Raw genomic sequence first — 15,848 nt, 5'->3', positions numbered from 1 at the left:
CCTGAAACCAATAAAAATTATATTGTTGCAGATATAGAATAAATTACCTTTCTTTAGCAAAAGAATATTAAAAAATTGTCCGGAAATTATCCTGGTAGTGTACTAAAATGGCAGAAAAGAAAAAATTTACACTAGAGTACGAAGTTAGATCGTCACCAAGAATATTGTATAGTTTTATAAGTGAGCCGAACGGCTTGTCGCAATGGTTTGCGGATGATGTGAATTTTCGCGATCAGGTATATACTTTCACCTGGGATGATGAACAGCAAAAAGCAAAGCTGGTTGCCGTGAAGGAAAATAAACTGGTTAAATTTAAGTGGCTGGACGATGAACCTCAATGTTATTTTGAGATGGAAATTGTGCAGGACGAATTAACCAACGATGTTGCCCTCTCGATTACCGATTTTACCACCGATGAGCTTTTAGCAGAGAAAAAATTAATCTGGGATAACCAGATCGATTATTTGATTAGCGTTTTGGGTGCTTAATATTATCTTCGTATTGTTTACCTTTGTAGGGTGAAAAAAATACATCTTCTGTTGATAAAAGCATTTGTGAAGCCATTCATAGCAACATTTTTTGTTATGATGTTTATTCTGTTAATGTTTTTTCTGTTTAAATGGATTGATGATTTAATTGGAAAAGGCTTCGAATGGTACACCATTCTGGAGCTGATGTATTATGCCTCAGCCGCCAACGTATCCATGGCCCTTCCACTTTCCGTGTTGCTTTCTTCCATCATGACTTTTGGCACATTGGGCGAAAATTATGAGCTGGTGGCCATCAAATCTGCAGGTATTTCTCTGCAAAAAGCCATGCGCCCCCTGTTGGTGGTTATTTTGATGCTTACCGTAGCCTCTTTCTTTTTTGCCAACTACATGCTGCCCAAAGCCAACCTTAAATTTGGTTCGCTTTTGTATGATATCAGAAACAAAAAGCTTTCTTTTTTAATTAAACCAGGCGTTTTCAATAATGAAATTCCAGGGTATGCCATCCGCGTGGATTCAAAAGAGGAGGACGGTACGCTGCACAATATCATGATTTACGACCACCGCGAAAATAATGGTATTCCGAAAGTAATTCTGGCCAGGGAGGGCAAAATGAATAAAACTGCCGATGGTAAGTTTTTGGTGCTTAACCTTAAAAACGGTGTACAATACGAAGAGCAGGCTGCTAAAAACGGCATGTACAACCCAAGGCAGATTTTTACCCGAAACCGTTTTAAAGAAACTTCGCCCCGTTTTGATATGTCGTCTTTTGACGGCAGTACCACCGATCCCAACGCTTTCGGAAACAGTACGCCCATGTTAAACCTGAAAGGGATTGTGAAAAAGCGCGATTCGCTGACCAAACAATTGGATACAATGAAAATGCGTACCGTGGCTGACCTTACCAGTAATTTTAAGCAGTTTAACGTAACTAAGGGTTATACCAGGGTTAAAGCCGTTCCAAAAGTGATTGATGACGTCATACTAAAGAGTATTCCGAACGGATCGCGGAAAATGGCCCTTGAAAATGCAAACAATACAGTGGCCAATATTATGCAGCGTGTACCCAACTGGGGGCCGCGCCAAACAGATTTAACCGGCGAAATCATTTTTACCACAGTAGAGTACCAGCGTAAATTTACGTTGGCAGCATCCTGTATCCTGCTGTTTTTTATTGGTGCACCATTAGGGGCCATCATTAGAAAAGGCGGTATGGGTTTGCCGGTGGTGGTGGCGATCTGTTTCTTCCTGGTCTACCATATTATCACAACCGTGGCCGAAAAATCAGCTCGGGAAGGCAATTTAAACCCGATATTCGGGATGTGGATTGCCGTAATTGTGCTGTCGCCGCTAGCTGCTTTTCTAACCTATAAGGCTACAGTAGATTCGGCCTTGTTCGATGTGGATTATTACAAACAGCTCTTTCTTAGGTTTTTCAAAAAGAAAGAGAAATAGGCCGTTTTTCCTTTACTTACAGATGATATTTTAATCAAAATATTGCTCAATAAGGTTGTACATTTGTACGGGTTATTGTTTGTAGTATAAAACCGTTTTTAATGCGCTTTATACACCATTTCCCCATAATGCTTATAAAATGCAAACAAAATTAAACACAATAGAAGAAGCCATCGCAGATATAAAAGCTGGTAAAGTAATTATTGTTGTAGATGATGAGAACAGAGAGAACGAAGGTGATTTTTTAACGGCAGCTGAAAATGCAACACCTGAGATCATTAATTTTATGGCCACTTACGGCCGTGGTTTAATCTGCGCTCCATTGACAGAAGAGCGTTGTAAAGAGTTAAACCTTAGCCTGATGGTGGGCAAGAATACGGCTGCTTACGAAACCAATTTTACCGTTTCGGTTGATCTGGTTGGTCATGGTTGTACTACAGGGATTTCGGCAAGCGACCGCTCTAAAACCATGTTGGCTCTGGTTAATCCTAAAACCGATCCTGAAGAATTGGGCAGGCCAGGCCATATCTTTCCTTTAATAGCCAAAGATGGGGGGGTAATCCGCCGCGCGGGCCATACAGAAGCCGCTGTAGATCTGGCACGTTTGGCCGGAATGAAACCTGCAGGTTTATTGGTAGAAATTTTAAAAGAAGATGGCGAAATGGCCAGACTTCCTGATTTATTTAAAATTGCCGAGCAGCATCAGCTCAAAATCATATCTATTGAGGATTTAATTGCCTATCGTTTAAAGATAGACAGTTTGATTAAACAGGAGGTGAGCATCGATTTGCCTACCGCCTGGGGCGATTTTAGGATGACGGCTTATACCCAGCTGGATAATAACGCTACGCATCTGGCCATTTCTAAAGGCGAATGGGATGTAAACGAACCTATTTTGGCACGCGTGCACAGCTCTTGTGTAACGGGTGATATTTTTGGATCCTGCCGTTGCGATTGCGGGCCGCAGTTGCATAAGGCTTTAGAAATGATCGAAAAAGAAGGTAAAGGTATTGTAGTGTATATGAATCAGGAAGGAAGAGGTATCGGGCTGATTAATAAGTTACGTTCTTATAACTTACAGGATGCCGGATTTGATACCGTTGAAGCCAATATTAAACTGGGTTTTAAAGGTGATGAACGTGATTACGGTGTAGGTGCGCAGATCCTGCGATCAGAAGGGGTAACTAAAATGCGTTTAATGACCAATAACCCCACCAAAAGAGCAGGTTTAATTGGTTACGGTTTAGAAGTAGTGGAAAATATCCCTATTGAAATTGCAAGTAATGTACACAACGAACGTTATTTAACCACCAAAAGAGATAAAATGGGCCATTCCATTATGAAAGGATAGGCTTAAGTTTTGAGCTGGGTGTTTGGAGTTTGGAGATTCCTGCGTTTAGCCTAACGAGATAATTAAAATAGTAAAAAACCAACAATTGAAGACCGGTTTTCGATTGTTGGTTTTTTTATGCGTATTTGTTTTCTTTGCAATGAGTCTTTCTAAACCGGTTTTGTTTTAGGGTTTATTTCTCACAAGATTCGTCCTCCTGAACTGTTTCAGGATCTGTATTATTTGTTGGTTTTAAAACAGTTGGTAGTCCTTTTGTTAAAGGTTCTTCATTTCATTCAGAATGAAAGCTTCTAAGAACTTATTGTCATCCTGAACACAGTGAAGGATCTTTATCATTAGCTCCATTGCTATGCAATAGGTTCTCATCATAAAAGAAATATAAGATCATTTAAGTCTTTATTGAATCACAAGTTTTAGCGATTACTATTTTGCTAGGTAATAAAGTTGGTAGTCCTTTTGTTAAAGGTTCTTCATTTCATTCAGAATGACAGCTTCTAAGAACTTATTGTCATCCTGAACACAGTGAAGGATCTTTATCATTAGCTCCATTGCTATGTAATAGGTTCTCATCATAAAAGAAATATAAGATCATTTAAGTCTTTATTGAATCACAAGTTTTAGAGATTACTATTTTGCTAGGTAATAAAGTTGGTAGTCCTTTTGTTAAAGGTTCTTCATTTCATTCAGAATGACAGCTTCTAAAAACTAATTGTTATCCTGAACTCAGTGAAGGATCTTTAATGCCAAAAAAATAGCTTCCTTGAATAAAATAATTAGCGAATTAACAAAAGTCTAATTAACTAATAACAATTGAACCAATGACCAATTGATTAATAAACCAATGAACTAATGACCAATGAACCAACCCTACCTCCGCTGGTTTCCCTTACTTTGATTAATGATAATATCTTTATTAAGAGATTTATTTGTTTTAACCGGGCTTTGTTTTCTTTTCAGGTTTCGGCGGTAAGCACCAGAAATTTTCTGGATGAACTCCTTAAACGTATCGAATTGCTGTGTATAAACCAAACCAAAAGAGGTTACGTTTGCCGTCGGGCTGATTCCACTGTTTAAGAATATACTCTGTTGAGTGGGCGGTTTATTTGCCGCTTTGGCAGTCAGACTTCCATCTTTTTTGATCAGGAAAAGCGCCTCCACCTCTCTGCCAACATTATCTTTAGAAAAATCGATAACGGTAAAATCGTTCACGCTGTTCCGGTCTACGATACCGGCATTAATAATTAAGCGATCATTAAAGAACTTGAACGAGGCGTTGGCTTCGCTTAACGAACGTACGTTTAAATCAACAAAGTTTAGGTTTAAGGAAGAAAGTACGTTGTTAAACTGGTTAAATACCAGTTCGGTGGCGGTACTCGTAGCCGTTGAACTCAACTGGTTTCCAATCGACTGTCCACCGTTTCCGGGGGCAAAACTTCTCCTTATAATTAAACTGAATGCCTGCAGGTTCAGGTTATTCTGATCGCTGAAATAGGTTTGCAATTCTTCTTTAATTGAAGGCTGTGCAGGGAAATTGATATCAAGTTTAATATCAGGCTTTAACAATAAACCGGTAAGGCCCATTTCTACCTCGGTATTTACCCTTTGGTTGGCATTGCTGCTGGCATCGCGGTTTGCTGCTTTGTAAAGATCATTTAAACTTGCCCTCAAAGCATATACGGCTTTTAAGTTGATTTGCGCTGCAGTAGGGTTGCCTGTCCAGCGGATGGTTCCTCCCTGCCTGATTTCGAATTTTTTGTTGATGATCTCCTGCGCGGTAAAGTCAAAACTTCCGGTCTCAATGATATAATCGCCAGACATTTCAAAATCGCCAACACTATTAATGTTTAAGCTCAGCTCGGCATTACCCTTGCCACTTAAATTACCTAACGTAGTATAGATGTTTGCTGTGGTATTGGGATCAATGGTTAATTTAAAGCTTAAGGTTAATCCTTCAAAGTTGGTTTTTTTCTTAACTACAACAGCTGAGTCGCGACTTACAAAATTGATAAAGTCTTTATCCGATACAGTTTCTGAACTGTTTAAGGGCAGGTTAAACACGGTTCCTTTTTCCGTTTTTGCCTTAATATCAATTTTCATGTTATCGGTAGGCCCTGTAAATGTAAATACACCTGTGCCATAGGCACGGCCATAGTAAATGGAATTGTCTTTCGCCGTGGTATTTAAGGCCATAAAACTGTTTGCATTTATCTTAACGTTCAGTGTAGGATTGTCAATCTCATTTAAATCTACGCTACCGCTCGCGGTGGCCTCGTGGTCTTCTAAATCTTTAAGTACAAAATTCTCAAGTTTAATTACGCTGTTATTTACTTCAACCTTATCTGTAATTACATAAGTGGTTTTGAGGTAATTTACCATGAGTTGTCCCTTATCCAGCGATAAGGTTCCGTTAATCTCCGGTTTTTCCAACTTACCTTTTACCGTCAAATCGGCTGAGATGTTTCCTTTCAGGTTCGATACCAGTTTTTTAACAAAAGGCTCCAGTACGGTGAGTTTACTGTCGTCCATTTTTACCGCAAGGTCTATTTCCTTTTCCTTCAGATCAAGATTTCCGGTAAGCTTAAAATTCTCCGAATTGTCGGCCACAATACGGGTAAATACATTCAGTTTTTGGCTTTCGTTGTTGTAAGATGAGGTATCTGTTAAGGTGCCGATATAAATATCATTAAAGTTTAACGAATCAACTTTTAGATCGTCGGTTACCCTGAGTGTTTTTAATACGCCATACAGGTCGGTCTTACCATTAACGTTTCCAGCCAATTTTACACCAAAGCCTTTAGTAAACGGGTTGAGGGTTTTTAAGCTAAAATCTTTAAATCCAACACTGATCAAATCTTTAGGGTCTTCAGAAATCAATCCATCAATGGTTACCTGCTGTTCGCCATTGGTTAAATCGAAATTGCTGATCTCAGTTTTACCGTTGTTGAGCACAATGCGTACTTTCTCCTGGATACGCCATTCTTCATTATTGATTTTTAAGATGGATGGCAATACACTCAATCTCGCCGTGGTGTCCTGGTTTTTGGTAAATTCTACCAATCCGTTTAAATCAAGCTGGTTATCTTCTTCGGTATTAGACATTTTGACGTTGAAGGCCAGACTATCATTACGCAGGATATTGGAAATGTTTACGTCCTTGATAAACAAGCTGTCGTTAAGCTGAACGCGATCGGAAGTTACAATCAGTTGAAGTTGTTGTGTGGTGGTGTTTTCGTCGAGGATGATATTGTTAACGACTATCCCATTGTATTTTAGTTTCTTCACGAAACCATTTAGCGTGGCGGTATTATTGCGCGAATCGAAAACTCCCGTTAAGGTAGCGCCTTCTTCCAATTCTAAGCCCGGCGCCAGGATCTGCGCAAGCGGTTCGAACTTTTTAACCTGAAGGTTGAACTGAAAAATCTGCTTGTTGTATTTTATGATGTCGGCCTTTAAGGAAGGGACATAAGTTTTGGCGATGGCTTTGTAATAGGAAGCGATTGAATTTAAGTCATATTCACCTTTAATACTCGCATCAAAAATGTCCGAACGGATATCGAGCACACGGTTAGCGCCGTTACCATTGGCCATTAACTGCACAGAATCTATGCTATAAACACCTTTAGTGTTTTGCAGCCTGATCTGCTGGATTAATAATTTGCCTGATATGTTGTTCAGGTTGGTACCCGAAAAATTGGTGGTAAATTTGGCATCAACCATCAGAGAATCCTTTAGCAATTTTAAAGCTTTTAACCGTGCTTTGGAAATGCTAGCATTAAAATTAAATACCGGTAGCTTAGGGTTCAGGTTAACACCCCCGTCAAATACCAGCTTAACGTTTCGGTCGTTAATGCTTAGCTTGCCATCAAAATATTTTTTATCGAAGGTACCATCAATCTTTACATTACGGTACCGATATCGGTTAAAGTCGATATAAGTTACATCGCCATTTATTTTTTCAGTCAAATCTTTTAGTTCCGTTCCGCGCCCTTTCACATATAATGAAGAACTGATCCGACCAAGGCTGTTCTCATCTAACAGGTCGCCGATGTTAAAATCGTATGTTTTTACGTTTCCGGTATAGGATGGAACTTCATTTTTATCGATTTTCATGTTTACGTCCGAGACAACACGGCCCAGTTTAGTTTTAAACTCCCCATAGGCAATAAAGTCGTTCTGAAAGCCAGTAAAACTTCCGTTAAAGTTGATGTTGCCAAATTTATTGACAATTACCGGAACAATTTTCTTTTTGCTATTGGTGATACCAGCCAGCACTTCATCAAGATCGGTTTTGTTTGTTCCTGCCATTTCAATGTTCAGGTCCATAAAAGTTTCTTTCCATTTCGGCAGCCCTTTCAAAATAAAATCGCCCTTAATGTGGGTGGCCTTTCCAGTTCTTAAAGATAATTTTTTGGCTTTAAGGTTATTTACCAAGCCCGTAATCTGGCCATCAACATCCAGATCAAGTTTCATGGTATTCATTTCAGGCGCAAAAAACGCAACGTCTCTTGAGGTAATGTGGCTGTCTTTGAAGATGGCCTTCATCCGCACATTATCGATATAATGGTTAAAATCTCTGAAGCTTTTAAACCGCATTTGGTAATAGTTGGTTAATCGGCTCTGGTTGGTTTCAAGCAGCAGGTTTTTCAGTTCGATGGCATTACTGTCTACCGTGGTTTGTGCCGTTAAATTTTTGAGGTAAAACCCGCTACGCTCTTTAAGTGTTAGGTTTTTGATATTGGTTTTCAACAAGTGTTTCTTGGTGTCCAACCCTTCAAAAATCCCACTCAACTCTTTTACGTTTACATTATCAAAGTTTACACTTTTGCCCTGAGTGGTGTCTTTTGCATTATAGTTGATGTACCTGAAGGCAAACTTGTTTAAAATAAGACGGCCCAGGCTGACGTCAAAAGGCTTGCTTTTCTTTTTCTTTACCTTGGGTTTACCAGAATCGAAGTAGTTGATGATGAAATCGAGATTAGAAGACTTATCTTTGAAATCCTTTAGGAAAAACTGACCATTATTAATTTGGACGGTATTGATATCAATAATCTTTTTATCAATGGATAACTGATTAATATCGACCATGAATTGTGGCGTGCTTAATAAAGTGTCTTTTTGTAAATCTAAAACCAATAAATCCTTAAGTACAATAGATTTAAATGGTTTGATATAAAGACTCTTGATTGATATTGTGGTTTTAAGCTCTTTAGACAGGTATGCGGCAGCCCGCTGTGCAAAATAGGTTTGAACAGGCTTAAATTGGAGTGAGAAAATAAGAAGCGCAAGCAGCAAAATTATTGATGCAATTACCCAAAGGAGTATTTTAAATAGTTTTTTAATAATTTTGCAGCTTAAATATTAAATAATTTGTCTGTTATACTTGCTATCGAATCCTCTTGCGATGATACATCCGTTGCTGTTTGTAACAACGGCAAAATTACTGCCAATGTTATTGCAAACCAAACAATTCATCAAAATTATGGTGGTGTTATCCCTGAATTAGCTTCAAGGGTACATCAGCAAAATATTGTGCCTGCTGTACAACAGGCTTTAATTAATGCTCAGGTTACAAAACAGGACATTAAGGCCGTTGCTTTTACACGTGGCCCCGGACTCCTGGGATCGTTATTAGTGGGTGTTTCTTTTGCAAAATCTTTTGCATTAGCTTTAAATATACCTTTAATTTCTGTTAATCATATGCATGCGCATATTCTGGCGCATTTTATTGATGATCCTAAGCCAAATTTTCCTTTTATCTGTTTAACTGTTTCTGGCGGACATACACAGATTGTGCTGGTAAAGGATTATTTTGATATGGAAATTATTGGCGAAACCCTGGACGATGCCGCAGGCGAAGCTTTTGATAAAACCGCAAAACTACTGGCTTTGCCTTATCCTGGCGGCCCATTGATTGATAAGCATGCACAACAGGGAAATCCTTTGGCGTTTAAGTTTGCCGAACCACAAATAGCTGATCTGAATTTTAGCTTTAGTGGTTTCAAAACCTCCATTTTGTATTTCATCAGAAAACAGGAGCAAGAGAACCCTGCTTTTATTGCCGAAAATTTAGATGATATTTGTGCATCAGTTCAACATAGTATTGTGCAGATTTTGCTAAACAAATTGAAAAAAGCTGCAAAACAGTACGGAATAAATGAAATAGCTATTGCAGGAGGTGTTTCGGCAAACTCTGGTTTACGGAACGGTTTGCAGCAAACTGCCGACGAACTGGGCTGGAAGATTTACATACCGGCTTTTCAATACTGTACGGATAATGCGGGCATGATTGCCATTGCTGGTTACCATAAATACCTGAAACAGGATTTTGTAGGGCAGGATGTTTCTCCAATGGCGCGAATGGAGTTTTAAAGTTGGTTCATTGGTCATTGGTTCATTAGTCATTGGTTTAGAACGAATAGTCTAACAACCATATTATTGACTGATTCATTAGTTATCCCTTTCCAGGGAAGCAATCTTAAAACGATAGCTGGTTGCAGGCTGATGTAAGGGACGCCATGATGATTAATGCTGTGGATAGATCCTGAAATAAATCCGAAGCTATCGGTTCACGATGACGCCTGTTTAGGGGATTATAGCTCTTAAAGCAAAGAGATTGAAAACCGGAGACCGGCAACTGTGAACTGAAAATTGCATAACAAAAAACTGATGTAGATTATAGCCCCTTGAATGGATTAACACCTTAACTTCCGACTTCGAACCAATAAAAACTATTAAATTAAATACACATATGACGGGAGCATCATTAATATTTTGGATTATCTGTGCGGTACCTTTAATTGGCCTGCTATACTGGTTAATCAGAAAAGATAAAAACAAGCTGAAGGGAAGCTGGGGCGTCATTATCCTGGGTGCCTTGGTAATTGCCGCGCTTTTGGTTATTGTTTATGTAACCAAGGATTTCAGTGCTATTTTCAGTCAAAACAATTAGATTTTCTAATTCTTATTTAGACCTATTCTTATTAGTGTCTATTTTCTATCTTTGGCGAAAATTAAAGATAGATGAAAAAAATTATACTGATCATGACCATCCTGATGTGTCAACTGCTTCTGGCGTATGGCCAAAATGTGAAGATTGAAGGATACATCAAGGATAAAAGTAGCGGAATTCCGTACGCAACCATTTTGTTGCCGGGCCAGAAAACCCAGGCCGATAGCAAAGGTTATTATACAATGTATATTAAAAGTGGCGTGCCATTCAGTTTCCAGTTGACTGCGGTTGGATATAAAACATTTGTACAGCAATTTTCTTCAGTTCAGGCTGATACCGTTATAAATTTTATACTGGAACCAGTACTCAATACTTTAGATGATGTGTTGATTTCGACTTCGAGAAAGCCGGAAAACATCAAAAATGTCACCGCTTCAGTGACTATTGTAAATAAGCAGAAACTGGAAAAAGAGTTGGCTATTGTAACCGATTTAAGTACAATATTGGCTAATCAGGTGCCTGGTTTTGCGCCTACGGCGCAAACCGGAAATAATGTAGGGCAAAATTTAAGGGGCCGCCCCATGCTGGTGATGATCGATGGCGTATCCCAATCATCGCCGTTAAGAAATGCAGAGGTGGATTTAAGATCCATAGATCCATCGGTGCTCGAACGTATCGAAGTGGTAAAAGGAGCTACTGCCATTTATGGTAATGGTGCCGCCGGAGGTCTGGTAAATTACATCACCATGGTTCCGGATACAGCGGCCAGGTTTGCAGGTAAAACCCAGCTTAATTTAAATGGATCGTTGGTTAAGGTCAAAAACTCAGAAGGAGGTAGAATTAGCCAGATGTTTTACGGGAAATTAGGTAAATTCGACTACGTGGTTAGCGGTATGTATGAGCAAACCGGTGAATATAAAGATGCAAAAGGTGATGTGGTAGGACCAAACTACAGCCTTGGTGAAACAGACACTTACAATGCTTTTGCCAAATTCGGTTATGTGCCAGCAAAACATCAGCGTATTCAGCTTTCCTATAATACCTACAGCAGTTTGCAAAACAGCAATTTTACTTTGGTAAACGGTAACCTGGCAACCGGTCAGAAAGCAACAGGGGTACTGGGAAAACCATTTGGGATTCCGACCGGGGTTGATTACAACCATAATCTAAATCTATCATATAAGATTGATAGCACCTTTCTGCATTCCAGCGTGCATGCAGATGTTTATTATGAAACCCGAAAAGATGTGTTCTATGTCTCTTTAGGTCGTTTTGATGGGGGTGATGGTCAATCGCTGGCCAAAAACGATAAAAGAGGTGCGCGTTTATTTCTCGAAACACCAATACTTGACCTCAACTCTTTGAAAATGAATCTGGCCTATGGTGCAGATTTCATGAAAGATAAAACAGCGCAGCCACTGGTTGATGGTAGGGTATGGGTGCCTACAATGGATATGACCAACATCGCACCCTTCGCACAGGCAGATTTCAATATTTTAAGTAAACTGGTTTTTAAAACGGGTTTGCGTTACGAAAATGTAAATATAGCCGTTGATGATTACCGTACCTTAAGAACCACTGGTGCAAACAATTCAACCATCACCCCATCTTTTGATGTAACCGGGGGAAATTTAAAATACAGCACTTATCTCTTTAATGCAGGTTTAAGGTATAATCAATTTAATTTATTCAGCCCTTTTGTCAGTTTCGCTCAGGGTTTTTCTGTGATGGATATTGGATTGGCTTTACGTGATGCCAAAGTAAACAGCATTGACAAGATCAATACCGATGCAGTGAAGGTTAATAATTATGAGGCTGGTTTTGAAAGTAAAGTCGCTGGATTAACATTTTCTGCGTCGGGTTATATCAGTACATCCAAACTGGGTATCGAAGTGGTTTATGATCCTGCTACCGGGCTTTTCAATACGGCAAGAAACCCTGAAAAGATTTATGGTTTTGAGTTGGCGGCCGATTATCACCTTTTTGATCAGTTAGGTCTATCTGCAAGTTACAGTTATACTGAAGGTAAGCGCGATATTGACAAGAATGGAAAGTTTAACGATGCCGTTGACATGTACCTCAATGGTCGCCGCATTTCCGCGCCAAAAGTTACGGCTTCAGTTACCTATAGTCCGTTAAAAGTATTGGACTTGACCTTAAATTACACCGGTATCAATTCGCGTAACAGGTTTGAGAAAAACAGCAATGGCGTGTATAACGGTAATGAAGGTGCTGTTAAAGCTTATCATTTATTCAGTTTCGCGGGTATTTATCAGGTAAAAAAGAACACCAGGCTTACTCTGGGTATTGACAACATTTTTAACCAGGATTATTTCCCGGCCAGAGCACAATGGTTTATGCAACCAGGTTTTTATTCGAAAGGAAGAGGCACTTCGGTAAATATTGGTATTTCAGTTAGTTATTAACCAGATGTTGAAATAAAAAAGCGTCCTGATTTTAAAATCAGGACGCTTTTTCTATATTCACAGACTAAATTGATCAGGCTTATTTTTCTGCCAGATGCTCGCCCGTTACTTCGGTTTTGATCTTATTTTCCAGTTCCTCTGCAAGTTCAGGATTGTCGCTCAATAATTGTTTTACTGCATCTCTGCCTTGTCCCAGCTTGGTATCTCCATAAGAGAACCATGAGCCTGCTTTTTTGATGATGCCAAAATCAACACCTAAGTCGATAATCTCGCCATTTTTGGAAATACCTTCTCCAAACATCACATCAAATTCTGCAATACGGAAAGGAGGAGCCACTTTATTTTTAACAATTTTTACTTTAACACGGTTACCGGAAACTTCATCAGAGTCTTTGATTTGTGAAATACGACGGATATCTAAACGTACCGATGCATAAAATTTCAAAGCGTTACCACCGGTTGTGGTTTCAGGGTTACCAAACATTACGCCGATTTTATCACGTAACTGGTTGATAAAGATACAGCAACATCCGGTTTTGGAAATCGTTCCGGTTAATTTACGTAAAGCCTGACTCATCAAACGGGCATGTAAACCCATTTTACTGTCGCCCATTTCACCTTCAATTTCACTTTTAGGAACCAAAGCTGCAACAGAGTCAATTACGATTACATCTATAGCACCGGAACGGATTAAATTATCGGCAATTTCCAATGCCTGCTCACCGTTATCGGGTTGAGAAATTAAAAGGTTATCGGTATCTACGCCTAGTTTCTTGGCATAAAACTGATCAAAAGCATGCTCCGCATCGATAAAAGCAGCGATACCGCCTTTTTTCTGTGCTTCGGCAATGATGTGTGTAGCTAAAGTTGTTTTACCGGAAGATTCTGGTCCATAAATCTCGATGATACGTCCTTTTGGAATACCGCCAATGCCTAAAGCAATATCTAAACTGATTGATCCGGTAGAAATAAAGTCTATCGGTTCAACAGCAGTATCGCCAAGTTTCATGATGGTACCTTTACCGTATGATTTCTCTAGTTTATCTAAAGTAAGCTGAAGGGCTTTTAATTTATCTGGATTTGCAGTGCTCATTTCTTTTTTCATTGATTACGTAAATATAATTGATTGTCGGCTAATATGCTAAATGTTTGATATTTGTAATACTAAAATATTTAGCTAATGTAAGGCTTTTTTGGCTAATGTCAATAGTAAATTTAAAATATTTTTAGGCTTTTAATTTATCCCTTTCGTTTTGCGCAGTTAAGCGTTCAAAATACCTGCACATGTAGGTAATTTCACACACCTCACATTTCGGGTTTCGGGCTACACAAACGTAGCGTCCGTGAAGAATAAGCCAGTGATGGGCGATATGGATATCGTGTTCTGGAAGGTTTTTGACCAGGTCCTTTTCAACTGCCAATGGGGTTTTGCCATTGGTTAAGCCCAGGCGGTTGGCCACGCGGAAAACATGGGTATCAACTGCCATTGCCGGTGCATTATAAATTACAGATGCAATTACATTGGCTGTTTTGCGTCCTACGCCTGGCATTTTCTGCAGGTCGTTAACTTCCGAGGGAACCACATCATTAAATTCATTCAGCAGCATGTTGGCCATTCCTACCAGGTGTTTTGCCTTGTTGTTGGGGTAGCTGATGCTTCTGATATAATCGAAAACTATATCGGGTGTAGCCTCAGCTAAAGCCTTGGCATTGGGAAAGCGCTGAAAAAGAGCTGGCGTTACCATATTCACCCTCTTATCGGTACATTGTGCGGAAAGGATTACCGCTACCAAAAGCTGATAAGGGTTATTATAGTGTAACTCGGTTTCTGCATCAGGCTGCCTGGCCGAAAAATGTTCTACAAAAAGTTTGTAGCGTTCTTTTTTAAGCATGTGCAAATATAGGTTAAAGATGGAAAATGCAATGTGCTAAATGTGAGATGGATTAGGTAAGATGGATTAAGTAACATGGATGATGTGAGATGAATAGAAGAAATTTTATAGAAAATTTAGCCTGAACGGGTTGAAGGGGCATGTAAAGAAATTAACTGGCTTTAAATGGGAGCGCAATTTGCTGTTAAGATTAAGGTTTGTTCCCGTTTTCCGCTTCTATGCTTTCACAAAAATTTGGGATACCTCGTTGCTCCAGGGTAGCGATGCAACGGGGGCTGGGTAGGTAATGCAGTATTCCATTTTAGGGTCTGGAGCACGCAAAGCCCTTGTTCCTAAACCCGGATTAAGTAGAATAGCCTATAGCCAGCGAGGATTATAGTCGATATTGAGGCTAAACCAGCCACGCAGGTTGCCATCCGCTGATGATTTATCTCATGGTAATAGTATCGAACTGTAGGTTAAAGACTAGTGGGGTATTACTAAAAGGATCTTGCCATTTCTGCCGTAATCTTTGTTCAATAAACCCGGTAGGAGCGGGCATCCCGACTTTTTCTGTCGGGATAAAGCGGATAACGGGACTGCTGCCACCGAAGAATTACAGAACGTCCGTTTCCAAAAAAACTGAAAAGATACCACCGCTACCTGCCAGCACAATCGAATCCTTTTATGATTGTTTAAACCATTTAATTCCTTAACAGTCAATGCCTGGCATACCTTAACCCTATAATTATGTAAACATTTCCGCTAAAAGTGTAAAGTTACTAAAGGCCATACCGCTAGTTTTGTTAAAATTTAAGCGCAAAATGAAAACTTTAATTAAATTCTGGATCCTCCATGTCCTTTTACTGGTTGTAGCTGGCGGCCTGTTAGCACAAGAAAAAACAGTAGGGCTTAATCCTCTGCAGGCCTACTACGAGGTTAAAGAGGCTTTAATCAGCAGTAATGCAAGTTTGGCTGGTGCAAAGGCTACCCAATTCATTAATGCAATAAAGGCAAACGAAAGAACGAATGCTTCGAAAGTATTGCGCGAGAAAATATTATTTGATGCTGAGCATATTGCTGAAAGTAAAGATATTGAAAATCAAAGAGATGATTTCTCTTCCTTATCAGCCGATTTTTATGCCCTGGTAAAAGCAGTAAAACTAAACGATAAGCCTGTTTATTGTGCTTATTGTCCGATGAAAAAAAGCTATTGGCTAAGCGAAGACAAGGTGATCAAAAATCCATATTATGGTAATACAATGTTGAGTTGTGGCAAGATAGCCGAAGTACTTAAATAAAAATACA

Annotated in this window: 10 protein-coding genes; 7 read left to right on the top strand and 3 right to left on the bottom strand. The window is 39.4% G+C overall.

The annotated features are described in order from the left end of the window. Positions 1-107: 107 nt before the first annotated feature. The 3 genes from ACFE6N_RS15270 (at position 108) to ACFE6N_RS15260 (ending at position 3,294) form a co-directional block, all read left to right on the top strand. The gene (locus ACFE6N_RS15270; protein ID WP_090985687.1) at positions 108-488 is read left to right on the top strand and encodes an START-like domain-containing protein; all 381 of its coding nucleotides are present in this window, start codon (positions 108-110) and stop codon (positions 486-488) included. Positions 489-518: 30 nt separating this feature from the next. Further along, on the top strand, positions 519-1,943 hold the full coding sequence (locus tag ACFE6N_RS15265; RefSeq protein WP_090985685.1) for an LptF/LptG family permease: 1,425 nt from the start codon (positions 519-521) through the stop codon (positions 1,941-1,943). 139 nt (positions 1,944-2,082) lie between these two features. Continuing rightward, positions 2,083-3,294 (top strand): bifunctional 3,4-dihydroxy-2-butanone-4-phosphate synthase/GTP cyclohydrolase II, encoded by a 1,212-nt coding sequence (locus tag ACFE6N_RS15260; RefSeq protein ID WP_090985683.1) that lies wholly within the window; start codon positions 2,083-2,085, stop codon positions 3,292-3,294. Between the two features lie 867 nt (positions 3,295-4,161). On the opposite strand, the gene ACFE6N_RS15255 is transcribed toward ACFE6N_RS15260, so the two are convergent. After that, positions 4,162-8,586, bottom strand: coding sequence for a translocation/assembly module TamB domain-containing protein (locus ACFE6N_RS15255; RefSeq protein ID WP_378937798.1), 4,425 nt, complete (start codon positions 8,584-8,586; stop codon positions 4,162-4,164). 75 nt (positions 8,587-8,661) lie between these two features. On the opposite strand from ACFE6N_RS15255, the gene tsaD reads away from it, so the two are divergent. From tsaD to ACFE6N_RS15240, 3 genes are all read left to right on the top strand, one after another. Continuing rightward, complete coding sequence (gene tsaD, locus ACFE6N_RS15250; RefSeq protein ID WP_378937796.1) at positions 8,662-9,663, top strand: tRNA (adenosine(37)-N6)-threonylcarbamoyltransferase complex transferase subunit TsaD; 1,002 nt, start codon at positions 8,662-8,664, stop codon at positions 9,661-9,663. A 379-nt stretch (positions 9,664-10,042) separates the two neighbouring features. Beyond that, positions 10,043-10,243, top strand: a complete 201-nt coding sequence (locus tag ACFE6N_RS15245; protein ID WP_145859857.1) for a hypothetical protein — start codon at positions 10,043-10,045, stop codon at positions 10,241-10,243. Positions 10,244-10,314: 71 nt separating this feature from the next. After that, positions 10,315-12,669 (top strand): TonB-dependent receptor, encoded by a 2,355-nt coding sequence (locus tag ACFE6N_RS15240; protein ID WP_378937794.1) that lies wholly within the window; start codon positions 10,315-10,317, stop codon positions 12,667-12,669. A gap of 79 nt (positions 12,670-12,748) precedes the next feature. On the opposite strand, the gene recA is transcribed toward ACFE6N_RS15240, so the two are convergent. After that, positions 12,749-13,762, bottom strand: a complete 1,014-nt coding sequence (gene recA, locus ACFE6N_RS15235; protein WP_145861824.1) for a recombinase RecA — start codon at positions 13,760-13,762, stop codon at positions 12,749-12,751. A 133-nt stretch (positions 13,763-13,895) separates the two neighbouring features. After that, the gene (gene nth / locus ACFE6N_RS15230; protein ID WP_134204764.1) at positions 13,896-14,561 is read right to left on the bottom strand and encodes an endonuclease III; all 666 of its coding nucleotides are present in this window, start codon (positions 14,559-14,561) and stop codon (positions 13,896-13,898) included. Positions 14,562-15,364: 803 nt separating this feature from the next. Between nth and ACFE6N_RS15225 the strand changes: the two genes are divergently transcribed. After that, positions 15,365-15,841, top strand: coding sequence for a DUF3347 domain-containing protein (locus tag ACFE6N_RS15225; protein ID WP_378937792.1), 477 nt, complete (start codon positions 15,365-15,367; stop codon positions 15,839-15,841). Positions 15,842-15,848 lie beyond the last annotated feature (7 nt).

This window comes from Pedobacter sp. BG31, assembly GCF_042464845.1.
Classification (GTDB): domain Bacteria; phylum Bacteroidota; class Bacteroidia; order Sphingobacteriales; family Sphingobacteriaceae; genus Pedobacter; species Pedobacter suwonensis.
Note: the sequence above shows the minus strand (reverse complement) of the source record. Positions and strands in the feature narration are given on the sequence as shown.

Coding starts and splice junctions, on each gene's coding strand:
- ACFE6N_RS15260 (WP_090985683.1), top strand. CDS start 2,083: ATGCAAACAAAATTAAACACAATAGAAGAAGCCATCGCAGATATAAAA.
- ACFE6N_RS15225 (WP_378937792.1), top strand. CDS start 15,365: ATGAAAACTTTAATTAAATTCTGGATCCTCCATGTCCTTTTACTGGTT.
- nth (WP_134204764.1), bottom strand. CDS start 14,561: ATGCTTAAAAAAGAACGCTACAAACTTTTTGTAGAACATTTTTCGGCC.
- recA (WP_145861824.1), bottom strand. CDS start 13,762: ATGAGCACTGCAAATCCAGATAAATTAAAAGCCCTTCAGCTTACTTTA.
- ACFE6N_RS15270 (WP_090985687.1), top strand. CDS start 108: ATGGCAGAAAAGAAAAAATTTACACTAGAGTACGAAGTTAGATCGTCA.
- ACFE6N_RS15240 (WP_378937794.1), top strand. CDS start 10,315: ATGAAAAAAATTATACTGATCATGACCATCCTGATGTGTCAACTGCTT.
- ACFE6N_RS15245 (WP_145859857.1), top strand. CDS start 10,043: ATGACGGGAGCATCATTAATATTTTGGATTATCTGTGCGGTACCTTTA.